The 17,549-nt window shown below is 70.8% G+C and carries 18 protein-coding genes; 6 read left to right on the forward strand and 12 right to left on the reverse strand.

Annotated features, from left to right (window positions below):
- Positions 1–717 (reverse strand): type VII secretion target, encoded by a 717-nt coding sequence (locus V1227_RS13180; protein WP_329792796.1) that lies wholly within the window; start codon positions 715–717, stop codon positions 1–3.
- Between the two features lie 169 nt (positions 718–886).
- On the opposite strand from V1227_RS13180, the gene V1227_RS13185 reads away from it, so the two are divergent.
- On the forward strand, positions 887–1,921 hold the full coding sequence (locus tag V1227_RS13185; protein WP_329792797.1) for an aldo/keto reductase: 1,035 nt from the start codon (positions 887–889) through the stop codon (positions 1,919–1,921).
- Positions 1,922–2,043: 122 nt separating this feature from the next.
- Positions 2,044–2,451 (forward strand): peptidase inhibitor family I36 protein, encoded by a 408-nt coding sequence (locus tag V1227_RS13190; protein WP_329792798.1) that lies wholly within the window; start codon positions 2,044–2,046, stop codon positions 2,449–2,451.
- A gap of 127 nt (positions 2,452–2,578) precedes the next feature.
- Here the strand turns inward: V1227_RS13190 and V1227_RS13195 are convergent, their stop codons facing one another.
- Together V1227_RS13195 and V1227_RS13200 are read right to left on the reverse strand one after the other, a co-directional pair.
- A complete protein-coding gene (locus V1227_RS13195; RefSeq protein ID WP_329792799.1) occupies positions 2,579–3,934 on the reverse strand; it encodes an AfsR/SARP family transcriptional regulator in 1,356 nt (451 codons plus the stop codon).
- Between the two features lie 242 nt (positions 3,935–4,176).
- The gene (locus V1227_RS13200) at positions 4,177–4,698 is read right to left on the reverse strand and encodes a hypothetical protein (protein WP_329792800.1); all 522 of its coding nucleotides are present in this window, start codon (positions 4,696–4,698) and stop codon (positions 4,177–4,179) included.
- 341 nt (positions 4,699–5,039) lie between these two features.
- Here V1227_RS13200 and V1227_RS13205 point away from each other — a divergent pair, with 341 nt between their 5' ends.
- Positions 5,040–5,741: a GAF and ANTAR domain-containing protein gene (locus V1227_RS13205; protein WP_329792801.1), complete on the forward strand. Its 702-nt coding sequence runs from the start codon at positions 5,040–5,042 to the stop codon at positions 5,739–5,741.
- Entirely contained in the window at positions 5,738–6,265 is a 528-nt protein-coding gene (locus V1227_RS13210; protein WP_329792802.1) for a hypothetical protein, read from the forward strand. The genes V1227_RS13205 and V1227_RS13210 overlap by 4 nt, the downstream gene beginning before the upstream one ends.
- Here the strand turns inward: V1227_RS13210 and V1227_RS40640 are convergent.
- The 3 genes from V1227_RS40640 to V1227_RS13220 all read right to left on the reverse strand — a co-directional run bounded on the left by V1227_RS40640 (position 6,183) and on the right by V1227_RS13220 (position 9,314).
- On the reverse strand, positions 6,183–6,629 hold the full coding sequence (locus tag V1227_RS40640; RefSeq protein WP_442916489.1) for a hypothetical protein: 447 nt from the start codon (positions 6,627–6,629) through the stop codon (positions 6,183–6,185). The genes V1227_RS13210 and V1227_RS40640 overlap by 83 nt on opposite strands.
- Before the next feature lie 26 nt (positions 6,630–6,655).
- Complete coding sequence (locus tag V1227_RS13215) at positions 6,656–7,378, reverse strand: substrate-binding domain-containing protein (RefSeq protein ID WP_442916490.1); 723 nt, start codon at positions 7,376–7,378, stop codon at positions 6,656–6,658.
- Positions 7,379–7,439: 61 nt separating this feature from the next.
- Positions 7,440–9,314, reverse strand: a complete 1,875-nt coding sequence (locus V1227_RS13220) for a Stk1 family PASTA domain-containing Ser/Thr kinase (RefSeq protein ID WP_329792803.1) — start codon at positions 9,312–9,314, stop codon at positions 7,440–7,442.
- A 267-nt stretch (positions 9,315–9,581) separates the two neighbouring features.
- On the opposite strand from V1227_RS13220, the gene V1227_RS13225 reads away from it, so the two are divergent.
- Positions 9,582–11,681, forward strand: coding sequence for a putative bifunctional diguanylate cyclase/phosphodiesterase (locus V1227_RS13225; protein ID WP_329792804.1), 2,100 nt, complete (start codon positions 9,582–9,584; stop codon positions 11,679–11,681).
- Positions 11,682–11,702: 21 nt separating this feature from the next.
- Here the strand turns inward: V1227_RS13225 and V1227_RS13230 are convergent, their stop codons facing one another.
- Together V1227_RS13230 and V1227_RS13235 are read right to left on the reverse strand one after the other, a co-directional pair.
- Complete coding sequence (locus V1227_RS13230) at positions 11,703–12,302, reverse strand: biliverdin-producing heme oxygenase (protein WP_329792805.1); 600 nt, start codon at positions 12,300–12,302, stop codon at positions 11,703–11,705.
- Between the two features lie 218 nt (positions 12,303–12,520).
- Positions 12,521–13,513: a MerR family transcriptional regulator gene (locus V1227_RS13235; RefSeq protein WP_329792806.1), complete on the reverse strand. Its 993-nt coding sequence runs from the start codon at positions 13,511–13,513 to the stop codon at positions 12,521–12,523.
- 115 nt (positions 13,514–13,628) lie between these two features.
- On the opposite strand from V1227_RS13235, the gene V1227_RS13240 reads away from it, so the two are divergent.
- The gene (locus V1227_RS13240) at positions 13,629–14,294 is read left to right on the forward strand and encodes a DUF6226 family protein (protein ID WP_329792807.1); all 666 of its coding nucleotides are present in this window, start codon (positions 13,629–13,631) and stop codon (positions 14,292–14,294) included.
- A 35-nt stretch (positions 14,295–14,329) separates the two neighbouring features.
- Here the strand turns inward: V1227_RS13240 and V1227_RS13245 are convergent, their stop codons facing one another.
- The 4 genes from V1227_RS13245 to V1227_RS13260 form a co-directional block, all read right to left on the reverse strand.
- A complete protein-coding gene (locus tag V1227_RS13245; RefSeq protein ID WP_329792809.1) occupies positions 14,330–15,112 on the reverse strand; it encodes a glycoside hydrolase family 16 protein in 783 nt (260 codons plus the stop codon).
- A gap of 180 nt (positions 15,113–15,292) precedes the next feature.
- Positions 15,293–16,276, reverse strand: a complete 984-nt coding sequence (locus V1227_RS13250; RefSeq protein WP_329792811.1) for a hypothetical protein — start codon at positions 16,274–16,276, stop codon at positions 15,293–15,295.
- Between the two features lie 45 nt (positions 16,277–16,321).
- A complete protein-coding gene (locus V1227_RS13255; protein WP_329792813.1) occupies positions 16,322–17,008 on the reverse strand; it encodes a S1 family peptidase in 687 nt (228 codons plus the stop codon).
- Positions 16,960–17,346, reverse strand: a complete 387-nt coding sequence (locus V1227_RS13260) for a hypothetical protein (RefSeq protein WP_329792815.1) — start codon at positions 17,344–17,346, stop codon at positions 16,960–16,962. Before V1227_RS13260 ends, V1227_RS13255 begins: the two co-directional genes overlap by 49 nt.
- Positions 17,347–17,549 lie beyond the last annotated feature (203 nt).

Raw genomic sequence — 17,549 nt, forward strand, 5'->3', positions numbered from 1 at the left:
TCAGCCCCGCTTGAAGCCGTCGGCGACCGCGTCGTCCTGAGCGCGGTAGCTGTGCGCCATGCGCCCGGTCGAGCGCGCCAGGCGGTCGGCGTTGCGGCCGACGCCGTTCACCTGCCGGTGCAGCGCGGCTCCGAACGCCTCGAGCGCCGAGGCGAAGCCGGTCTCCTTGCCGATCCGCCCGAAACTGCCGTCGGCGATCTCCCGCACCTGCCGCACGTGCCTGGTGCCGATCGACGCCAGGTCGTCCGCGATGTCCCTGCCCTGCTTGACGTAGCGGTCGAGCGCGGCCGGGTCCACCGCGAACCCGCCACGTCCCCCTCCCCCACCACCGCCGGGCCGCGACGGCGTCCCGGCGTCCCGTGCCGCTTTGCGGGCGACGTCGAGGTACTTGCGGTAGGCGCCGTTGGTGTAGGTCGACCAGGGCGTCCACGACTTGCCGTCGTCGGACAACGCGTTCGCCACCTTGGCGTTGACGCGCGGGTCGAACAGCTCGCGGTTCGAGTCGAGCCCGTACTGCCTGCGCCGCTCGGGCCCCAGCGCGCCCAGCATGTTGATCTGCCACAGGCCGTAGGAGTCGTCCGGTGGCCTGGCGTTGTGCGCTCGTGCGTCCCCGTTGGACTCGGCGAGGGCGACGGCGATCGCGATCGTGAGGCCCTGGCCTTCGAACCCGGCGGCACGGGCGTGCTGTGCGATCTGCTCGGGGCTCAACCTGCTCATGCGGTCAGCTTGGCCGCTCACCGACGCCGGCGACATCGGTGTTGCGCGCTGGGGCAGCAGCGCTGCGCGGAGGGACCATCCGGCAGAAGCGGACGTTCCCCGGCACCTACTGCTGGGAGCGTAGCCGCCACAACGAGCCGAACGACCACCTCCGACGAAAGGCCTTCTCGTGCGTATGCGCACCTTGGGACGCACCGGCATCCAGGTCAGCCCGTTCTGCCTGGGCACCATGAAGTTCGGCCCCCACGGCAACCCCGACCCCGACGACTGCGTCCGCATCATCCACCGGGCACTCGACGCGGGCATCAACTTCATCGACACCGCGGACGTCTACGGCGGCGACGGCGAGACCGAGCGGATCGTCGGCAAGGCGTTGCGGGGTCGTCGCGACGACGTGGTGCTGGCCACGAAGTTCAACGGGCCCATGGGTTCCGACCCCAACCGCCAGGGCAACTCGCGCCGCTGGGCCATGACCGCGGTCGAGGACTCGCTGCGCCGCCTGGGCGTCGACCACCTCGACCTCTACCAGGTGCACCACGTCGACCACCGCACCGACGCGGAGGAGACCCTGTCCGCCCTGACCGACCTGCTGCGGTCCGGCAAGGTGCGCGCGATCGGCACCTCCGGCCTCCCGGCCGCGCAGATCGTCGAGGCGCAGTGGCTCGCCGAACGCCGCGGGCTCGCCCGTTACCGGACCGAGCAACCGCACTACTCGATCCTCAACCGCGGCGTCGAACGCGACGTCCTGCCCACCTGCGAGCAGTACGGGCTGGGCGTGCTGACCTGGAGCCCGCTGGCCGCGGGCCTGCTCACCGGCCGCTTCCGGCCCGGCGGCGAACCGGTCTCGGCCGGCACCCTGCACTGGCTGCCCCGGCACATGACCGACGAGCGCAAGCACGCCGCGGTCGAGCGGCTCGTCCCGATCGCCGAGGAGGCGGGCCTGTCGCTCACGCACCTCGCACTCGCGTTCGTGGTGAGCCATCCCGGTGTCACCTCGGCGATCATCGGCCCGCGCACCGCGGACCACCTCGACGACCTGCTCGCCGGTGCCGGCACCACGCTCACCGACGAGGTCCTGGACCGGATCGACGAGGTCGTGCCACCCGGCACGGACCTCGGCGCGGTCGACGTCGCCCCTGTGCCGGACGCGCTGACCCGTCCGGGTCTGCGTCGTCGTCCGGTGCAAGACCGTGCCGCGGTGTGACGGTGGCCGGCTTCCCGGCTGTGGCGGCGCGGTGGTCAGCCGCGGTTAGCGGATTGTTAGCGCGATTGCCCAGTCTCGGTCCCGGAGGCGAGACCGCCTCTTCCTGAGAAGGGGGAATTCTCTTGATCCGCAAGACTTTGACGGCCCTGGCCGGCGCCGCGTTCGCGGCGTCGCTGATGTCGACGCCCGCGAGCGCGTCCTCCGTCCCGGAGATCACCGAGCCGGGCGGCGACGTGTCGGCCACCGCCTACAGCGACTGTCCCGCGGCCCGGCTGTGCATCTGGACGGGTCTCAACGGCACCGGTGCGATCGGCATCTTCCGCGTCGGTGACGCCGACCTCGGTGCGGCTCCCGGCCCCAGTGGGCTCAACAACAACGCCGAGAGCATGTACAACCGCACCAGCCAGCGGTGGTGCCACTACGACGGGGCCAACTACACGGCCCTGATGGCGGCCGGCGGACCCGGTGGAGGGGCGAACATGCTGCCCGAGTTCCGCAACCGGATCACCTCGTTGCGGGTCTGCCCCTGACCGGTGACGCGGTGGGGCGTCACCGTTCCCGGCGATCGAGCAGGCAGGTCCTGCTCGATCGCCGCCGCCGAGTCAGCGCGCCCAGGTACCGCACCGTCCACAGTGGCCGAAGTGCGGGTGGCACGCCTCAGCCGGTCCCCACCGCGCGTTCCTCCGCGAGCCAGGCGGCCAGGTCCTCACCCGTCCACTGCGGATGGTCGAGCAACAGCGCTCCCGCGATCCGCAACGCCAGCGGCAACCCTCCGCAGCGCGCCAACAGGGCGTCGCCCGGGGGCACTCCGACGATCCCGGTCAGCAGTTCCGCCGCCTCGCGGGCGTCGAGCAGTCCCATCCGCACCAGCCGCGCGCCCTCCAGCTCGCCGAGCGTCCGCCTGCTCGTCACCAGCACCGCGCAACCGGGTTCGGCCGGCACGAACGGCCGCACCTGGCGTGCGTCGACGGCGTTGTCGACGACCAGCAGCACCTCCCGGCCGGCCAGCAGGTCGCGCAGCAGCGCCGAGCACTCGTCCTCGGAGACCGGCACGAGGTCGGCAGGTGTCCCGAGGGCACGCAGGAACTGGTGCAGCGCCGCCGTCGTGTCGTCGCCCCGCAACGTCGCGAAGAGCTGGCCGTCCGGGAACCGCTCACGCACCCGATGAGCGAGCTGCACGGCGAACGACGTCTTGCCCAGCCCCGCGGCGCCCGAGACGGCGACGAGTGGCGGGCAAACCCGGCGCGGCGCGGTGAGCACGTCCGCCAGCTCGGCGAGCCACTCCCCGCGACCGACGAAGTCGGGCAGCGCCGGGGGCAACCGGCGCGGCGGACGTGCCCTACGCGGCAGCGGAAACGTGGGCTGCACACCCGGTTCGCCGCGGAGGATGCGGCCGTGCAGCGCGCACAGCCGCGCCGACGGCTCGACGCCCAGCTCGTCCACCAAGGTGCGGCGGAACGCGAGGAACACGTCGAGCGCCTCGGACACCCGGCCGCGCCGCGCCAGCGCGGTCATCAGCTGGGCGCGCAACCGTTCGCGCAGCGGGTGCTCGGCCACGGCGGCGGTCAGCTCGCCGATCAGGTCGGCGGTGCTGCCGAGCAGGAGGTCGGCGTCGACGCGTTCCTCGAGCACCGTCATCCGCAGCTCGTCCAGCTGTGCGGCGATCGGCTCGCCGAAGTGCGGGTCGGCGGGACCACGCCAGCGCCCGAGCGCCTCGCGCAGCCGCGCGGCCCCCAACGCCACGTCACCGCCCGCGATCAGCTCACGCCCGGCCGCCAGGCCCTGCCGCACCAGCTCGACGTCGAGCTCCACCGCCTCGGCGCGCAACACGTACCCGGTCGCCGCTGTCGCGATCCTCCCCGCGCCGAGGAGCCGCCGCAGCCGCGAGATGATGCCTTGCAGCTGCACCTTCGCCGACGCCGGTGGCGCTTCACCCCACAGCTCGTCGAACATCCGGCCGACCGGCACGACCTCGTTCGCGTTCCACACGAGCAACGCGAGAACCTTGCGCATTTGCGGTGTGCCCACGGTGATCTCGGCACCACCGCATTCCACCTGAAACGGTCCGAGCAATCGGAAAAACCACATCCCCCAGTACCTCCCCGCCACTCAGGGTGGCACACGGCCGGGGCAGAAGCTGGTTGTTCGATTACATCCAAAACCTCACACGCGAGCGCTCGTGTGGAATGTTGGTCTTCAATTCCGGCTCACAGCGTCAATTCTGAAAACTCTTTCGCGATTCGTGCACGAGAGGATCAGGCCTGTCCGCCTCCGGTCACGAGGTAGTAGGCGTCGGCCGTATCGCCATCGACGCCCACGAAGTGCTCGAGACGTGCCGCCGCCTCCCGCGCCAGGACGACGAGGATGTCGAAGCCGTGGTCGCCCGCGAGCGCTTCGAGCACGGGCGCGGCGAGGCCGACGTCGCTGTTGACCACGGCGGTGACGAGGTTCGCGGCGTGCTCGACCGCCTTCGCGCAGTGGTGTTCCTCGCGCAGCACCATCATCCCGATCGGAACGCGCGCGTCGGGCTTGAGTCCTCCCATCGGCAGGCCGTGCACCAGGATCGAGGTGAGCAAGTCCACCGCGGCCAGCCGTGAAGCCTCGTCCCGCAGCGCCATCCGCACGGCGACGATCGCGTTCGCGTGGTCCCGGCGGTTGATCGCGCCGATGGCCACTCGCGCCCAGGTCGCCCCGTCCGGCTCTCCCCCGGCGGAGACGATCGTGGGGGCGTCCGGCGAGGTCGTGCCGGCCGGAAGGTCGTCCCGGTCTGAGATCATGTGCGGTCGCGCCTCTTCCGTTCGGAACCCGTTGGTGCGGCTGCCGATGGTAGATCTTGGCAGCGCGACGTCATCGGCTCGGACGATCGGTTTCCTCGCCGAGGCAGCACTCGGTAACAGCCAGGTCGGTGCGCCGGAGCTGTTCACCACTCGTAAAGCGGCACGGACTGAGCCTGGAAACGCGCAGGGCGACCGTGTGTGAACAGCAACAGCCGCAGTCGCACGATGGAGTGATCTGTGGACGTCGCGAGCGGACCGCTCGCCTGCCGCCAATTCAGGTTTACGCGACGCCTTGAACGGGTATAAGCGATTTGCTTCGAACTCTGGTGCTGGAGGACATCATGAGCGCGGCTGATGGCGGCCTCAACGAACTCGCAAGAACGCTCGGCGACATCGCAAGAACGCTGCAAGCGGAACCCGACGTCGACACGACTCTGCGGGCGATCGTCAAAGCCGCCGTCGACTACGTCCCGGCAGCCACGTACGCCGGGATCTCCCTGCTGGAGCACGGGAAGATCCGCACCGTCGAGCCGACCTCTCCCACCGTCGAGATCATCGACCAGCTCCAGTACGAGTTGCACGAGGGACCGTGCATCGACGCGATCACCGAACACGTGACCTTCCGCGTCGGCGACGTCGGCCACGAAGCCCGATGGCCGTCCTTCGGCCCGGCTGCGGCGGAGAACGGCATCCACTCCCTGCTGTCCTACCGCTTGTTCGTGACCGACAAGACGCTGGGCGCGTTGAACCTCTACTCGGACCGGATCGACGCCTTCGACGACCGCACCGAGCAGGACGGCCTGCTCTTCGCCACCCATGCCGCCATCGCGCTGGTCGGCGCGCAACGCGAGGCGAACCTGTCGATCGCCGTCGAGAGCCGCGACGTCATCGCCACCGCCAAGGGCATCCTCATGGAGCGCCACGACATCGACGACGCCTCCGCTTTCCGGATGCTGGTGGAGGCGTCCCAGTCGACCAACATGAAGCTGCAGAAGGTCGCGGCCTGGCTGGTGGAGAACCGGGCCGAAGCCCGGTCGTTGTGACCGACGCGCGCCGTGAGCGCACAAGCATCGTGGCAGAACCGCTCGGTCATCATGAGCTGGTCGCCGTCGCCAGCTATCGGCTGATCACCCTGCGGGACCAGGACAACGACGCCGGTGCGGGTCTGGACGAGGCGATCGCGCGAGCGCAGACAGCCGTAGTGGCCTCGACCGGTTACGAGCTGGTCATCAACTGCGCCCAGGACCTCTTGCCCGTGTCGGCACGACTCGAAATGTGGTCCGGGCGACCCGCATCGGCCGACGAGCCGGGCTGGTCGGCGCCGCAGGTCTTCGAGCTCGAATGTCCCAGCGGGCTCCTGGTGCTCGGCTCTCCCACCGGGGAGGCGCTCGGCGCCGAGCTGCCCACAGGGCCGGGCGTTTACGGGTTCGAGGTCGCTCACCGAGGACGCGACCGAGCGCTTGCCATGAGCCAGGAAGACCTCCTCAACGCACGGCAGGGCGGCTTCGAGCAGTACCGGATGCGCGTGTGGTTCGCCGGTGAGCTACCCGACGACGAAGACGAGTAGCCGGCTCCAGCTCGGCCGTGCAACGGCTGCGTCCGCACCCTTGCCGGCCTCGGACAGCAAGAGACGCAACGGATGTCTCCAGCGATAGGCGTTCCCGATCGCCGTCCGGCCAGCGGAGCTGGTCGTCGGTGTAGTAGCCGGACTCCACGAGAACCCTGTGGTAGTTGGCCTTGTCGACGCTCACGGGGTTCAGGAGGAACGCCGGCACGACCTTGACGCCGTTGTCGTAGTCGTTGAGGTTATTGAGCTGCAGCGGTGTCCGGCCCTTCAGCACGGCTTCCGCCATCGACGCCGTGACCTTCGCCAGTTCGCAGGTGTCCTTGTAGATGGTCGAGTACTGCTCGTTGGCGATGATGGACTTCACCGAACCGAGCTCGACGTCCTGTCCGGTCACGACCGGGAAGCGGGGCCGTAACCCTTGTTCTTCAGCGCGGCGAGGATTCCGAGGGAGATGCCGTCGTAGGGCGACAGCACGCCGTCCACCTTCGCGCGCCGGTACGACGCGGTGACGATCTCCTCCATGCGTTTGCGGGCGGTCTCGCCGTCCCAGCGGAGGGTTGTGACGGCCTGGTAGTCCGTCTGTCCGCTGCGCACTACCAACTTGCCGTCTTCGATGTACGGCTTGAGGACGGACATGGCTCCGTTGAAGAAGAACGCCGCGTTGTTGTCGTCGGCGGAGCCGGCGAACAGCTCGACGTTGAACGGCCCGGCGGCGCCGTCGGGGCTGCCGCGGAGGAGCTGGTCGTAGGCGATCACCGGGATGCCGGCCTCCGCGGCCATCCTCAGCTGGGCGGTGAGGGCCGAGCCGTCCACCGAGGCGATGATCAGGAGTTTCGCGCCGGCCGCGATCTGGCTCTCGACCTGCTTCGCCTGGCTGGGCACGTCGTTCTGCGCGTACTGCAGGTCGACGCGGTAGCCCCGGGATTCGAGGTCCCGCTTGATGTTCTCGCCGTCGCTGAGCCAGCGCTGCGACGTCGTCGTCGGCATGGTGACGCCGACGAGAGCGCTCTCGGGTGGCTTGGGTTCCTGGCCGGTCGCGGGCGTGCCGCAGGCCGCCAGCAGCAGCACGACCACGAGCATCGACGAGTTGACAACCGGAGGTGGAGGGATCAAGCGGGGTCACGGAAGGAGCGCTTCAGCCATCGGAAGCGCGAATGGGTCTGGCGGACGGACCTCAGGCGCCCGTGATGGTGATCATGGTCGCGGGTGGCACGCGCTGTCCCGGTTCGACCGACTGGGCGGCGCAGACCACGTCCTCACCGTTCGGCGAGGCGACGGTGACCTGCAGACCGAGCGCCTGCAGTTCCGCCCTGGCGTCCTTGACGGGTTTGCCGCGCACCTCGGGCACGGTGACCGCGGTGGCGACCACCAGCGACACCGTGGTCTGGTCCGGGCCGAGCATCGTGCCGGGCGCCGGGTCGGTCCTGATGACGCGGCCCGGTTCGACCGCCGGGGAGAACTCGGCGGGCGCCTCGACGCCCTGGAGCCCGTTGCGCCCCAGTTCGGCGAGCGCCTCGTCCTTGGTCATGCCCGCCACGTTCGGCACGGGCTTCTTCGGCGCCGGTCCCTTGCTCAGCACCAGTGTCACGGGGGCGCCGATCTGCAGCGGCGTGCCGGGGCGCGGTTCGAGTCCGATCACCTTGCCGGACGGGACGGTCTCGCTGAAGACGTTCTTGGCCTCGTCCGTGACCACCTTCAACCCGGCGTCGCCGATCTCCTTCGTCACCGGCTCGACGTCGGCGCCCGCGTTGACGAACGGCACCACCGGGCGGCCCCGCGAGACGTAGACCGTGATCGAGGAACCCTTCTCCAGCTCGGTTCCGTTGCCGGGTTCGGTGCGCAGCACGTTGCCGTTCGGCACGTCGTTGCTCGGCACCCGGACGACCTGGGCGCTCAGCGACGCGTCCCGCACCTGCGCCATCGCGTTCGCCTCGCTCTGACCGCTGACCAGTGGCACGGAGGTGCGGCTCCCCGCGCCCAGCCACCACCACAACGAACCGGCGACCAGCACCGGCACCACCACCGCACCGGTCCAGAGCGCGGCGCGGCGGTGCCGGCGGCGCTTCTCCTCGACGGGGTCGACCTTCTTCGACCGCGGCCTGGGTGCCCGCGGGGGCTTGCGCACCGGTGTGGTCCGCTCGGCTGCCGACGCGGTGTTCTCGCGGGGGACCGCCGGCACCGGGCGCATCACGATCGTGCGGTCCTGCTCCGGTGGCGTGCCGGGCTCGGGGACCGGCTGGGGCTGCAGACCGAGCTCGGCCCCCACTCGTTCGAGCTCCGCCAGGAACACCGCGGCGTCCGCCGGGCGCAACGCCGGATCCGACCGGGTCGCCCTGCGCACCAGGTTGTCCAGTGCGAGCGGAACCCCCGCGATGGACGGCACCGCCGGGACCGGGTGCGGCACGCCCACCGCACCGCGGCCGGGCACCCCTCCCGTGAGCATCTCGTAGAGCACGATCCCGACCGAGTAGACGTCGCCCCGCGCGTCGCGGACGCCTCCGCCGACCCTCTCCGGGGACGCGTAGGCCCTGTCGCCACCGGCAGGTGCAGCCGCCCTCGGGCGGAGGGTGCCGAAGCCGGCGAGCTGCACCTTGCCACCCTTGCCGATGAGCACGTTCTCCGGCCTGACGTCGCCGTGCACCAGTCCCGCGTGGTGAGCGGCGCCCAGCGCCGACAGCACCGGGCCCACCACGCTCAACGCGACGGCGGGGGCGAGCTTCCCGCGGTCCGCCAGGAGGCCGCGGAGGGTGCCGCCGTCCACGAACTCCGTGACCAGGAAGACGTGGTCACCGTCGACGCACTGGTCGTGGACGGCCACCACGGCGGGGTGCCGCAGCCGTGCGGCGGAACGCGCGCCGCGCTCGAACTCCGCGACGAACGCCGGATCCGGCGGCAGCGTCGTGTCCAAGACCTCGACGGCGATGGCCCGGTCGAGCCGGACGTCCACACCCCGGTACACGGTGGACGTCGCGCGGGGCTCGATCACCGTGTCCAACCGATAACGCCGCTCGAGCAGCGCACCTGTCAGATCGGGGTTGGACTTCGGCACAGTCGCAGATGATAGCCGCGGGCAATCTCCGGCGGATTGCACTCGCGCCAGAACGCCGACCGGACGCACTTCCCCATTCGCCGTCCGTGATCACGCGGTCGAATCCAGGTCGACCGCCGGCCGAGGACGCCCGAACGGCGGTTGAGTTCCCTTCGCCTGGTACGAAGATGTTCTGATCGGTGTGGCCGGTGGCAGCACGCGCCGGACTCGGATGATGCGAATTGGGGCGAGTTGACCGGGGACTCCCGCGAACGAGTCGGCGGGCACGTGGCCGAACCTTCCTCCGGCCGCGTTTTGCGCAACGTGAGGGTGCTGACGAACGTTTTCGCGTGGCTGGGCGGTATCGGGCTCGCAACGCAGTTGTTGTTCGCGGACACCGCATTCGCCGCCAAAGCGGTGCTGGTCGTGCTGCTGCTCGTGGTGCTGGTGTCGTGGCGGTGGCCCGATCGCGACCGGTGGGTGATCGCGGTCGTGGAAGCGGCGGTGCTCGCCGGGTCGGTGCTCGTCCTCCCGGCGCCCCAGCCCGCCGTCGCGTTCCTGTTCGGGGTGGTGACCAGGAGAGCGCTCGGTGGCGGGAGCAGCAGGGCTCTGGTCAAGGCGGTTCCGGCTCTGGCCGGCTACCTCGCCGGTCAGGGCGTCCTGGTGGTGGCCGCCGTCCGCGCGGGAAGCGTCGCCTTCGACGGGCTGGTGCCGAGGCTGATGCCGCTCCTCGGTCTCGTCATCGGATCCGCCGCCCTGCACGCCACCGTGCGCGCGGTCCGGCACGAGCGGGACGCACGTCAGGCAGTCCACGCCGTGATCGACGCCAGTCCCGTCGGCATGCTCCTCGTCGATGACGCCGGCACCACGCTGTTGAGCAACGCACGGGCTCACTCGATGTTCGGCCGGCGAAACGGTTTGTGCCAGCCTTTGTGCATTCACGGGAACAACGTGGTGCTATGCGAAAAATGCGGTGGTGGCACAAGACCTTTCGAACTGAACGCCGACGGCGCGGTGCTCGAGGTGCACACCGCGAAGGTGCCGCAGGAATCGCGGCCGGAACTGACGCTGGTGGTCGCCGTCGACGTCAGCGAACGGCGCCGCCAGGAGGACGCTCTCCGCGTTCGCGCGGAACAGGACGATCTCACGGGGCTGGCCAGCCGGCCGCATTTCCTGCACCTGCTCGAGGAAGCGCTGGGCACGGGTGAGCCCGTCGGCCTGCTCGTCATCGACCTGGACCAGTTCAAGGAGGTCAACGACGCCGACGGGCACCACGCCGGCGACGAGTACCTGAGGGAGTTCGCCCGGCGGACGGCTCCGGCGATCCCGCCAGGGGCGACCGCGGCGCGGCTCGGAGGGGACGAGTTCGCCGTGCTGGCACCGCGGTCCGGCGCGGACGGGTCCGCCCAGCTGGCCGGCCGTGTGCTGAGGGCGCTCACCACGGGACCGGAGCGGGAGATGCGCGCGAGCGTCGGGGTGGCCGTCTCCACACCCGGAACCACCGCGGCGGAACTGCTGCGCGACGCCGATGCCGCGATGTACATCGCCAAGCAGGAAGGAGGTGCACGGGCGAAGCTGTTCCACGACGAGATCGGCGCCCGTGTGCAGGCCAGGCAACGCGACAAGGCGGACCTGCGCGCCGCCGTGCACGGCGGCCAGATGGTCGTGCACTACCAGCCGATCATCGAACTGGCCACCTCGCGCGTCACCGGGGCGGAGGCGCTGGTCCGCTGGCGGCGCCCCGGCCGGGGTCTGGTGAGGCCGGACGAGTTCATCGGGCTCGCCGAGGAGACGGGGCTGATCGTCCCGCTCGGCGCCCAGGTGCTCGAAGCGGCCTGCGCGCAGGGGGCGCGGTGGTCGAGCGAGGGCCGGGCTCTCGGCGTCACGGTGAACGTCTCGACGCGGCAGCTGTCGTCCGCCGGCTTCGAGACGTCGCTGCTCCACGCGCTGCGCGCGACCGGGATGCCACCGGAGAACCTGACCCTGGAGGTGACGGAGTCCGTGTGGGCGGACGACGCCGCCATGCAGGGGCTCATGGCGGTGCGCGACAGCGGGATCCGCGTGGCGCTGGACGACTTCGGCACGGGCTACTCGTCGCTGAGCTACCTGCAGCGCTACCCGTTCGACTTCGTGAAGATCGACAAGTCGTTCGTCGCCGCGCTCGGCGAGACGGGGCGGACAGCGGGGGTCCTGCGGTGCGTCATCGACCTGGCGGACGTGCTCGGAGCCCGCGCGATCGCCGAAGGGGTCGAGACACCCGAGCAGGCGGAGTGGTTGCGCCGCGAGGGGTGCGCCTACGCGCAGGGGTACCTGTTCGGCAGGCCCCGGCACCCGGACGGCTGGGACGACCAGTCCGCGACCAGGGGCGCGCGACCCGTCCGCTCGTGACGGCGGCGACCACGCCTTCGATCAGCGACGTGCTTTCCACGAAACGGGCGCCTGCGGGTCGTCGACGTCCCGCGAGACGGCCAGCCAGTCCTGGAACCGGGCGAAGCAGCGGTTCGCCGCCTCGCACGCCGCTGTGACGTCCTGAGCGGGCAGGACGGCCTCCGCCATCACGCCGAACCGCCGGAACCCGCGCCGGGCGTCACCGTCCGCGACGAAGAACGACACCGGTGCCGGGCCCAGTTCGTCGCGGACCCACCGGGTGATCACCCGGCCGCCGAGTTTCGCGCCCTCGACGACGTAGAGCGCGCCGATCAGGGCGGGGAGCGCGCGCACGTCCGGAGCGGACGACCGCGGCAGCGAGGCGACGCGCTCCGGGCTCCAGCCGAGCGCGCGGAGGTCCGCGGTGAGCCGCCCCGCGCCCGCCGACAGCTCCCACGGCAGCGCGTGCGCCGTGATGGAAGCCGTCAGGGCTTCCTCCAGCGGTTCGTGGAAGCCGAGGAACGCCGACAGCACCGACTCGTAGCGCGACGGCGTGATCGTGCCCGGCAGGAACCCGAGATCGTCTTCCAGGGCGCGGTGAGCGGCGCGGGTCTCGCTGCGCAGGCGCGCCAGCAGCGTCACCCGCTCAGGCCGTTCCGGGACGCGCGGGTCGACGGGGTCGGCACGACGACGATCACGTCCTCGGTGGGCACGGGCTGGACTCCCGATCGTGCACGGCGTCGTCGAACGGCACAGCGGTTCGCCGCGGGCGGCGGTGGCACGACCGCGGCCTTCACGCTACCTCGCGACCCGGCGCGGTCGTGAGCCGGCCGGGGTCGTGCGGGACGAGCCCTCGACCCTCAGCGAGGCTCTGCCGCCGAGGCGCGCAGTGCCTCGGACAACCACACGAACGGGAACTGCTCCTGCGCGGTGCCGTTCACGGCGGTGACCAGCTCCATGTACCGGTCGAACGGGCTTTCCGGGTTCGGGGGCGCGGAGTCCCATTCGGCGCCCGCCAGCATGTGGTCGGCCGTCTGGAGCCGGAACTCCGGCGTGTCCGGGATCCCCGGTTCGTCCGGCGTGGCGAACACGCCGGTCAGCCAGCCGATCCACTGGTCGGCGATCTCCCGCCCCCGCGGCGAGTCCGGCGGCACCTGCTCGCGTGCCGCGTCGATCGCGGCCTGACCGATGGGCGTGGCCTCCTCGAAGGCGTCCAGCATCGGCGAGGAGGACATCATCGGACCGGCGCCGGTGGTGCACACCTCGCGCAGCTCGCGGCGCAGGGCGTGGCGGACCTCGCTGTCGCTGACCAGTTCGGCCAGCTCGATCCACGCCTCCAGCTGGGCGGCGCTCGGGTGGTCGGGGAGCTCCGGGCGCGCGGCCCGCCACCACTCGACCATGCGCTCCGGCGCCTCCCAGCCGGTGGTGACCTCGGTCCAGAAGTCGTCGATCAGCCGGTCGCGCTCCTCGTCCGACATGCCCACCAGCTTGTGCATCAACGTGACCTGCTCGGCTGTGGAGTCCTGGCGCAGGATGGCCGACAGGACCGCGCGACGGCTGCGCAGCCGTGACTCCTGCTGCGCCAGCAGGGCCATGTGCGTCGTGGCCAGTTCGCGCAGCGTCGCCTCGCCGGCCAGCACCTGCTTGATCTCGTCGAGGCCCGCGTCGAGCTCCCGCAGCGTCCTGACGAGTTCGAGGCGGGCGATGGCGGACACGTCGTAGAGGCGGTGGCCCGCCGCGGTGGTCGCGGCGGGCGTGACGACACCGGCTTCCGCGTAGTACCGGACGGCGCTGACGCTCAGGCCGGTCCGCCGTGCCACGTCTCCGATGGCGTACAGCTCGTTCATGTCCATGTCGACCACTATGGGATCTCAAGCGGCTTGAGGTGCAACCCCGAGGGGTGGTTCGAGCCGCGGCCCGCGGTGCCGGGAGATCGCGGCGGTCCGGGCGGTTGCCTACACTGCGCGAGTGGCCACCGTGGACGAGGTTCTGGCTGAGGTCGCCGCGCGCTACCGAACGAGGGAGCCGCGTTCCTGGCCCGCTCCCAGGCCCGCCGGCGAGAGCCCTCGCGAGGAGGAGTACTCGCGGCTCACCGATCCGGACCGCTACCGCGTCGTGCACCTCCGGTCCCGCGCCTGGGCCGACACGCTCGTCGCGCGGGCCGACGCGGTGATCGCCCCGGTGCCGTCGTACCCGACGAGCGAGAACCACACTTCGGGGCGCGGTGCCCGGCTCGCTTCACGACGTCCCGGAACGCTGCCGCTGTTCCTGCTCGAACACGACGTCCGCCAGGCAGGCGGTGCACCGCTGCCCGCGCTGGACATCGCGGTCGCCGAGCCGGGCAACGTCGTGGCGTCCCACCCTGACTGCGGGTGCGACGCCTGCGACACGGGTTCCGCCGGCCTGCTGGAAGCGATCGACCGCACGATGACGGCTGTCGTGGCCGGCCCTTACGTCTCGATGCGCGCCGCCGAGGGGTGGTTCGCCCGGTGGCACCCGCAGGGGTGCGAGATCAGCGGCACGGGTCCCGGCCTCCGCGACGTCGCACGCCTGTGCGAGCGCCTCGTCGAGGACGAGAACACTCCGCTGCCGGAGGGCGTCGTGGCCCACGTCGGCCGATCATGGCTCCACTGAAGGCATCAGCGGCTGCCCGGTGGCGCGCCCGAGGACTACGCCCTTGTCCGTCCGATGTAGACGTTGCGTGCGCGGTAGACCGTCTCCGCGGTGGGGCCGGGACTGCCCGACGAGCCCTCCATCTGCAGGTTGATGATCAGCCACAGCGGCTTGCCTGCGAAGTTCCTCCCCGTGTGCTTCGCGATCCACCTGCCGTCGAGGTAGTAGTGGATGTCGACGTCGGTGGCGTTCACCTTGGTGATCCACGCCCGGTAGGTGTGCCAGGAGCCGGGCGAGGAGACACCGACGACCGAGCTCGACACGTCGCTCGACGTCCGGAACGTGTTGAACCAGTTCCTGCTGTCCCCCTTGAACTCCAGGACGTCGCTCTCGGGCGGCCAGCTGTTCACGCCGGTGAGCCAGAAGGCGGGCCAGGTGCCCCGTGCGGAGGGCGCCTGGAACTCGCCCTCGACCTCCCAGTTCGGGAACTGGTCGTTGACCACGACGTGTTCCTTGGCGTGGATCGCGCCGGAGTGGTAGCGGATCGGCAGGTGCGGGTCGGCGCTGCTGTTGCCCTCGTTCCACGAGATCCGCGTCGCCTTCAGCGTGAGCACACCGCCGGACAGCGACACGTGGTTGTGGTCGGTGGCGCTCGCGTACATGCGGGCGGTGCCGTTGTGGTCGGAACCCCACGGGTAGCGGTAGTTCCACTCCGACTCCAGCGCCCCGTAACCGCCGAAGGAGCTCGGACCGATCACGTCCTCCCAGGCGGCCGCCCGTGCGGGGCTCGGGAAGCCGCCCGTGAGCACGAGGACCAGTGCGGTCGCCGCGATTCTCATGGATCGCACTGTGGAGCAGGAAGTCGCGGCGACGCAACGGTTTCTTCGGTTCGACGGCCGTTTCGAGTCGAACAGGGCGAACGGAACGCCGACGTGGTCAGGGCTTCTTCGACGAGTGGTGTCCGAGGACCTTCCGGTCACGACCCACTTCTCGAAGCGTCGGCGGTGCAGCGGACGGGGTCAGACGGCCCGGGCGATGGCGATGTTGCCCGCCAGCCGGTCCCCCGCCTCGTAGATCATGTACTCGTGGCCCTGGTACGTGCCGAACGACGGCGCGGCCGACCTGCCGTTGTCCGGCGCCCCGGACAGGGAGTCGTGGAAGACGCCCAGGTGCCTGCGCAGCGAGAAGTCGCGGCCGACCTCGGTGATGAGGATGTTGCCGCCGCTGCCGATGTCGGTGTTGTAGACGACGTAGACGCTGTTGTTGCGGAAGAGCAGGTGGGGTCCGCCGACGTTGACCGCGCCGACGTCCTGGTGCCGGATCAGCGGGGTCTGCGAGAACGTCCAGTCGCGGGCGTTCGCCGACCAGCCCCAGCCGATGTCGCGGTGGTTCGTCCGGTTGTTGACCATGAACACCATCACGTACCGGGCACCGCGCGAGGGCAGGTCGTGCCGGAACACCCTGGCGTAGGACGTCTCCGTGGTCCCCTCGGGCTGCAGCCGCGTGGACAGCACCTCCTTCTCGTAGGTGAAGTTGATGCCGTCGGCGGAGCTGGCCAGGCGGGTCACCGTGTTCTCGCCGTGGAAGTACAGGTACATGCGCTTGACGTCGTCGTTCCACATCGCGTGCGGCGACGACACGTGCGACACGCTGTACTCACCCGGCCAGCTCCGGGAGATGATCGGGTTCCCCGGGTACTCGGTGAACTCCTCGTCCAGGGTGTTCGCGTAGGCCAGGCAGATGCCGCCGGGGGCGTCGTGCGGCGCGTAGTAGAGGTAGTAGGCGGCCCGTGCGCCCGCGATCCGGTCCTTGGTGCCCCGGATGGTCGGGAAGATCAGCTCGCCGGTGGGGTTGTAGCGGAGCTTGCTCTTGACCAGGGCGAGCCGGCGGTACCGGTAGTCCGGGAACCCGGCCGGCGCCGCGGCGGCGGGGACGGCCGTGCCCGCGGTGCCCGCCAGCAGGGCCGCGCTGCCGAGCAGCAGCCGGCGACGGTTCACTGTCATGGAATGCTCCTCAGCGGTGGGGTTCCTCTGTGGACGGTCAGGTGGTCAGTAGACGGCCACTCCGTAGGCCCGGAGGGCTTCCGTGACGGGCTGGTGGAACGACCGCCCGCCACTCGTGCAGTCACCGCTCCCACCCGAGGTCAGGCCGAGCGCGGTGGTGTCGGCGAACAGGGGCCCGCCGCTGTCGCCGCCCTGGACGCAGACCGTCGTGCCGATCATGCCGGTGACCGTCGTGCCGTCGACGTAGTTCACGGTGACGTCCAGGCCGGTGACCTTGCCGCGGTGGAACCCGGTCGTGCTGCCGCTGCGGCCGACGGTCTGACCGACCACGGGGTCGCCGGCGCGGGCGATGTCGCGCCTGGTGCCGTTGTGGAGGTCGACCTCGCCGGGCCTGCTGACGTCGGCGGTGCAGCGGAACAGCGCGTAGTCGTTGCCGGGGAAGCTGGTCCCGACCCGCGACGCGACGACCTGGCCACCGGACGTGCTCCAGGTGGACGTGGCGTTGCCGCAGTGGCCGGCGGTCAGCAGGTAGGCGGTGCCGGTGCCGGGCGTCTTCACGTTGAAGCCGAGCGAACACCGCACGCCGCCACCGAGGATGGCGTCGCCACCCGTGATCGCCGGTCGGAACGCGCCGCCGACGTGCTCCAGCCGCGCGGTGTCGCCGAGGCCGTCGACCACGGTCTTCAGCCGGGCGAGCGCCGGGCCGGTGACGGTCGCGTCGGCGGACACCACGACCCGGTTGGTGACCGGGTCGACTCCCCAGAGGTGCCCGGAATCCGTGCTGTGCGGTCCAGCACACCGGCGCTGGCGCCGAGTGCCGCGGCGCTGTGCTTCACGACCCGCGCACGCGCTCCGGCCGCGATCGCGGTCCTCGCCGCGGTCGTGCCGGTCACCGTGACGACGAGCCGCCCGCTTTCGTCCACATAGGACCCTGCGCTCGCGGGTCCGAGCCTCGCGCCGAGGGTGCCGGCCAGCTGGTCGGGTGCGGCCGCGGCGATCGGCGCGCTCACGACGAGGCCCGCCGCCAGGGCCGCGACCGCGGCCAGGCTGAGGGTGGCAGTGCGACCCATCTCGTGCTCCTCGACTGTTCCGTGACGGGAGGCGGGGCGGCGCGCCCGGGGTACGGACAGCCAGAGTGCTCGTTTCGGAGAAATGCGTCCAGACGATAATTTTTATTTGTCCGGGACAGCGCGGCGCGAGGAAACCCGTCAACCCGCGAAAGGCGGAAACGGTGTCGACGTCTCGATTGGACCGTGGGGTCGAGGCACGCCGG

Origin of the sequence: Lentzea sp. DG1S-22 (assembly GCF_036321065.1) — a bacterium.
GTDB lineage: Bacteria > Actinomycetota > Actinomycetes > Mycobacteriales > Pseudonocardiaceae > Lentzea > Lentzea jiangxiensis.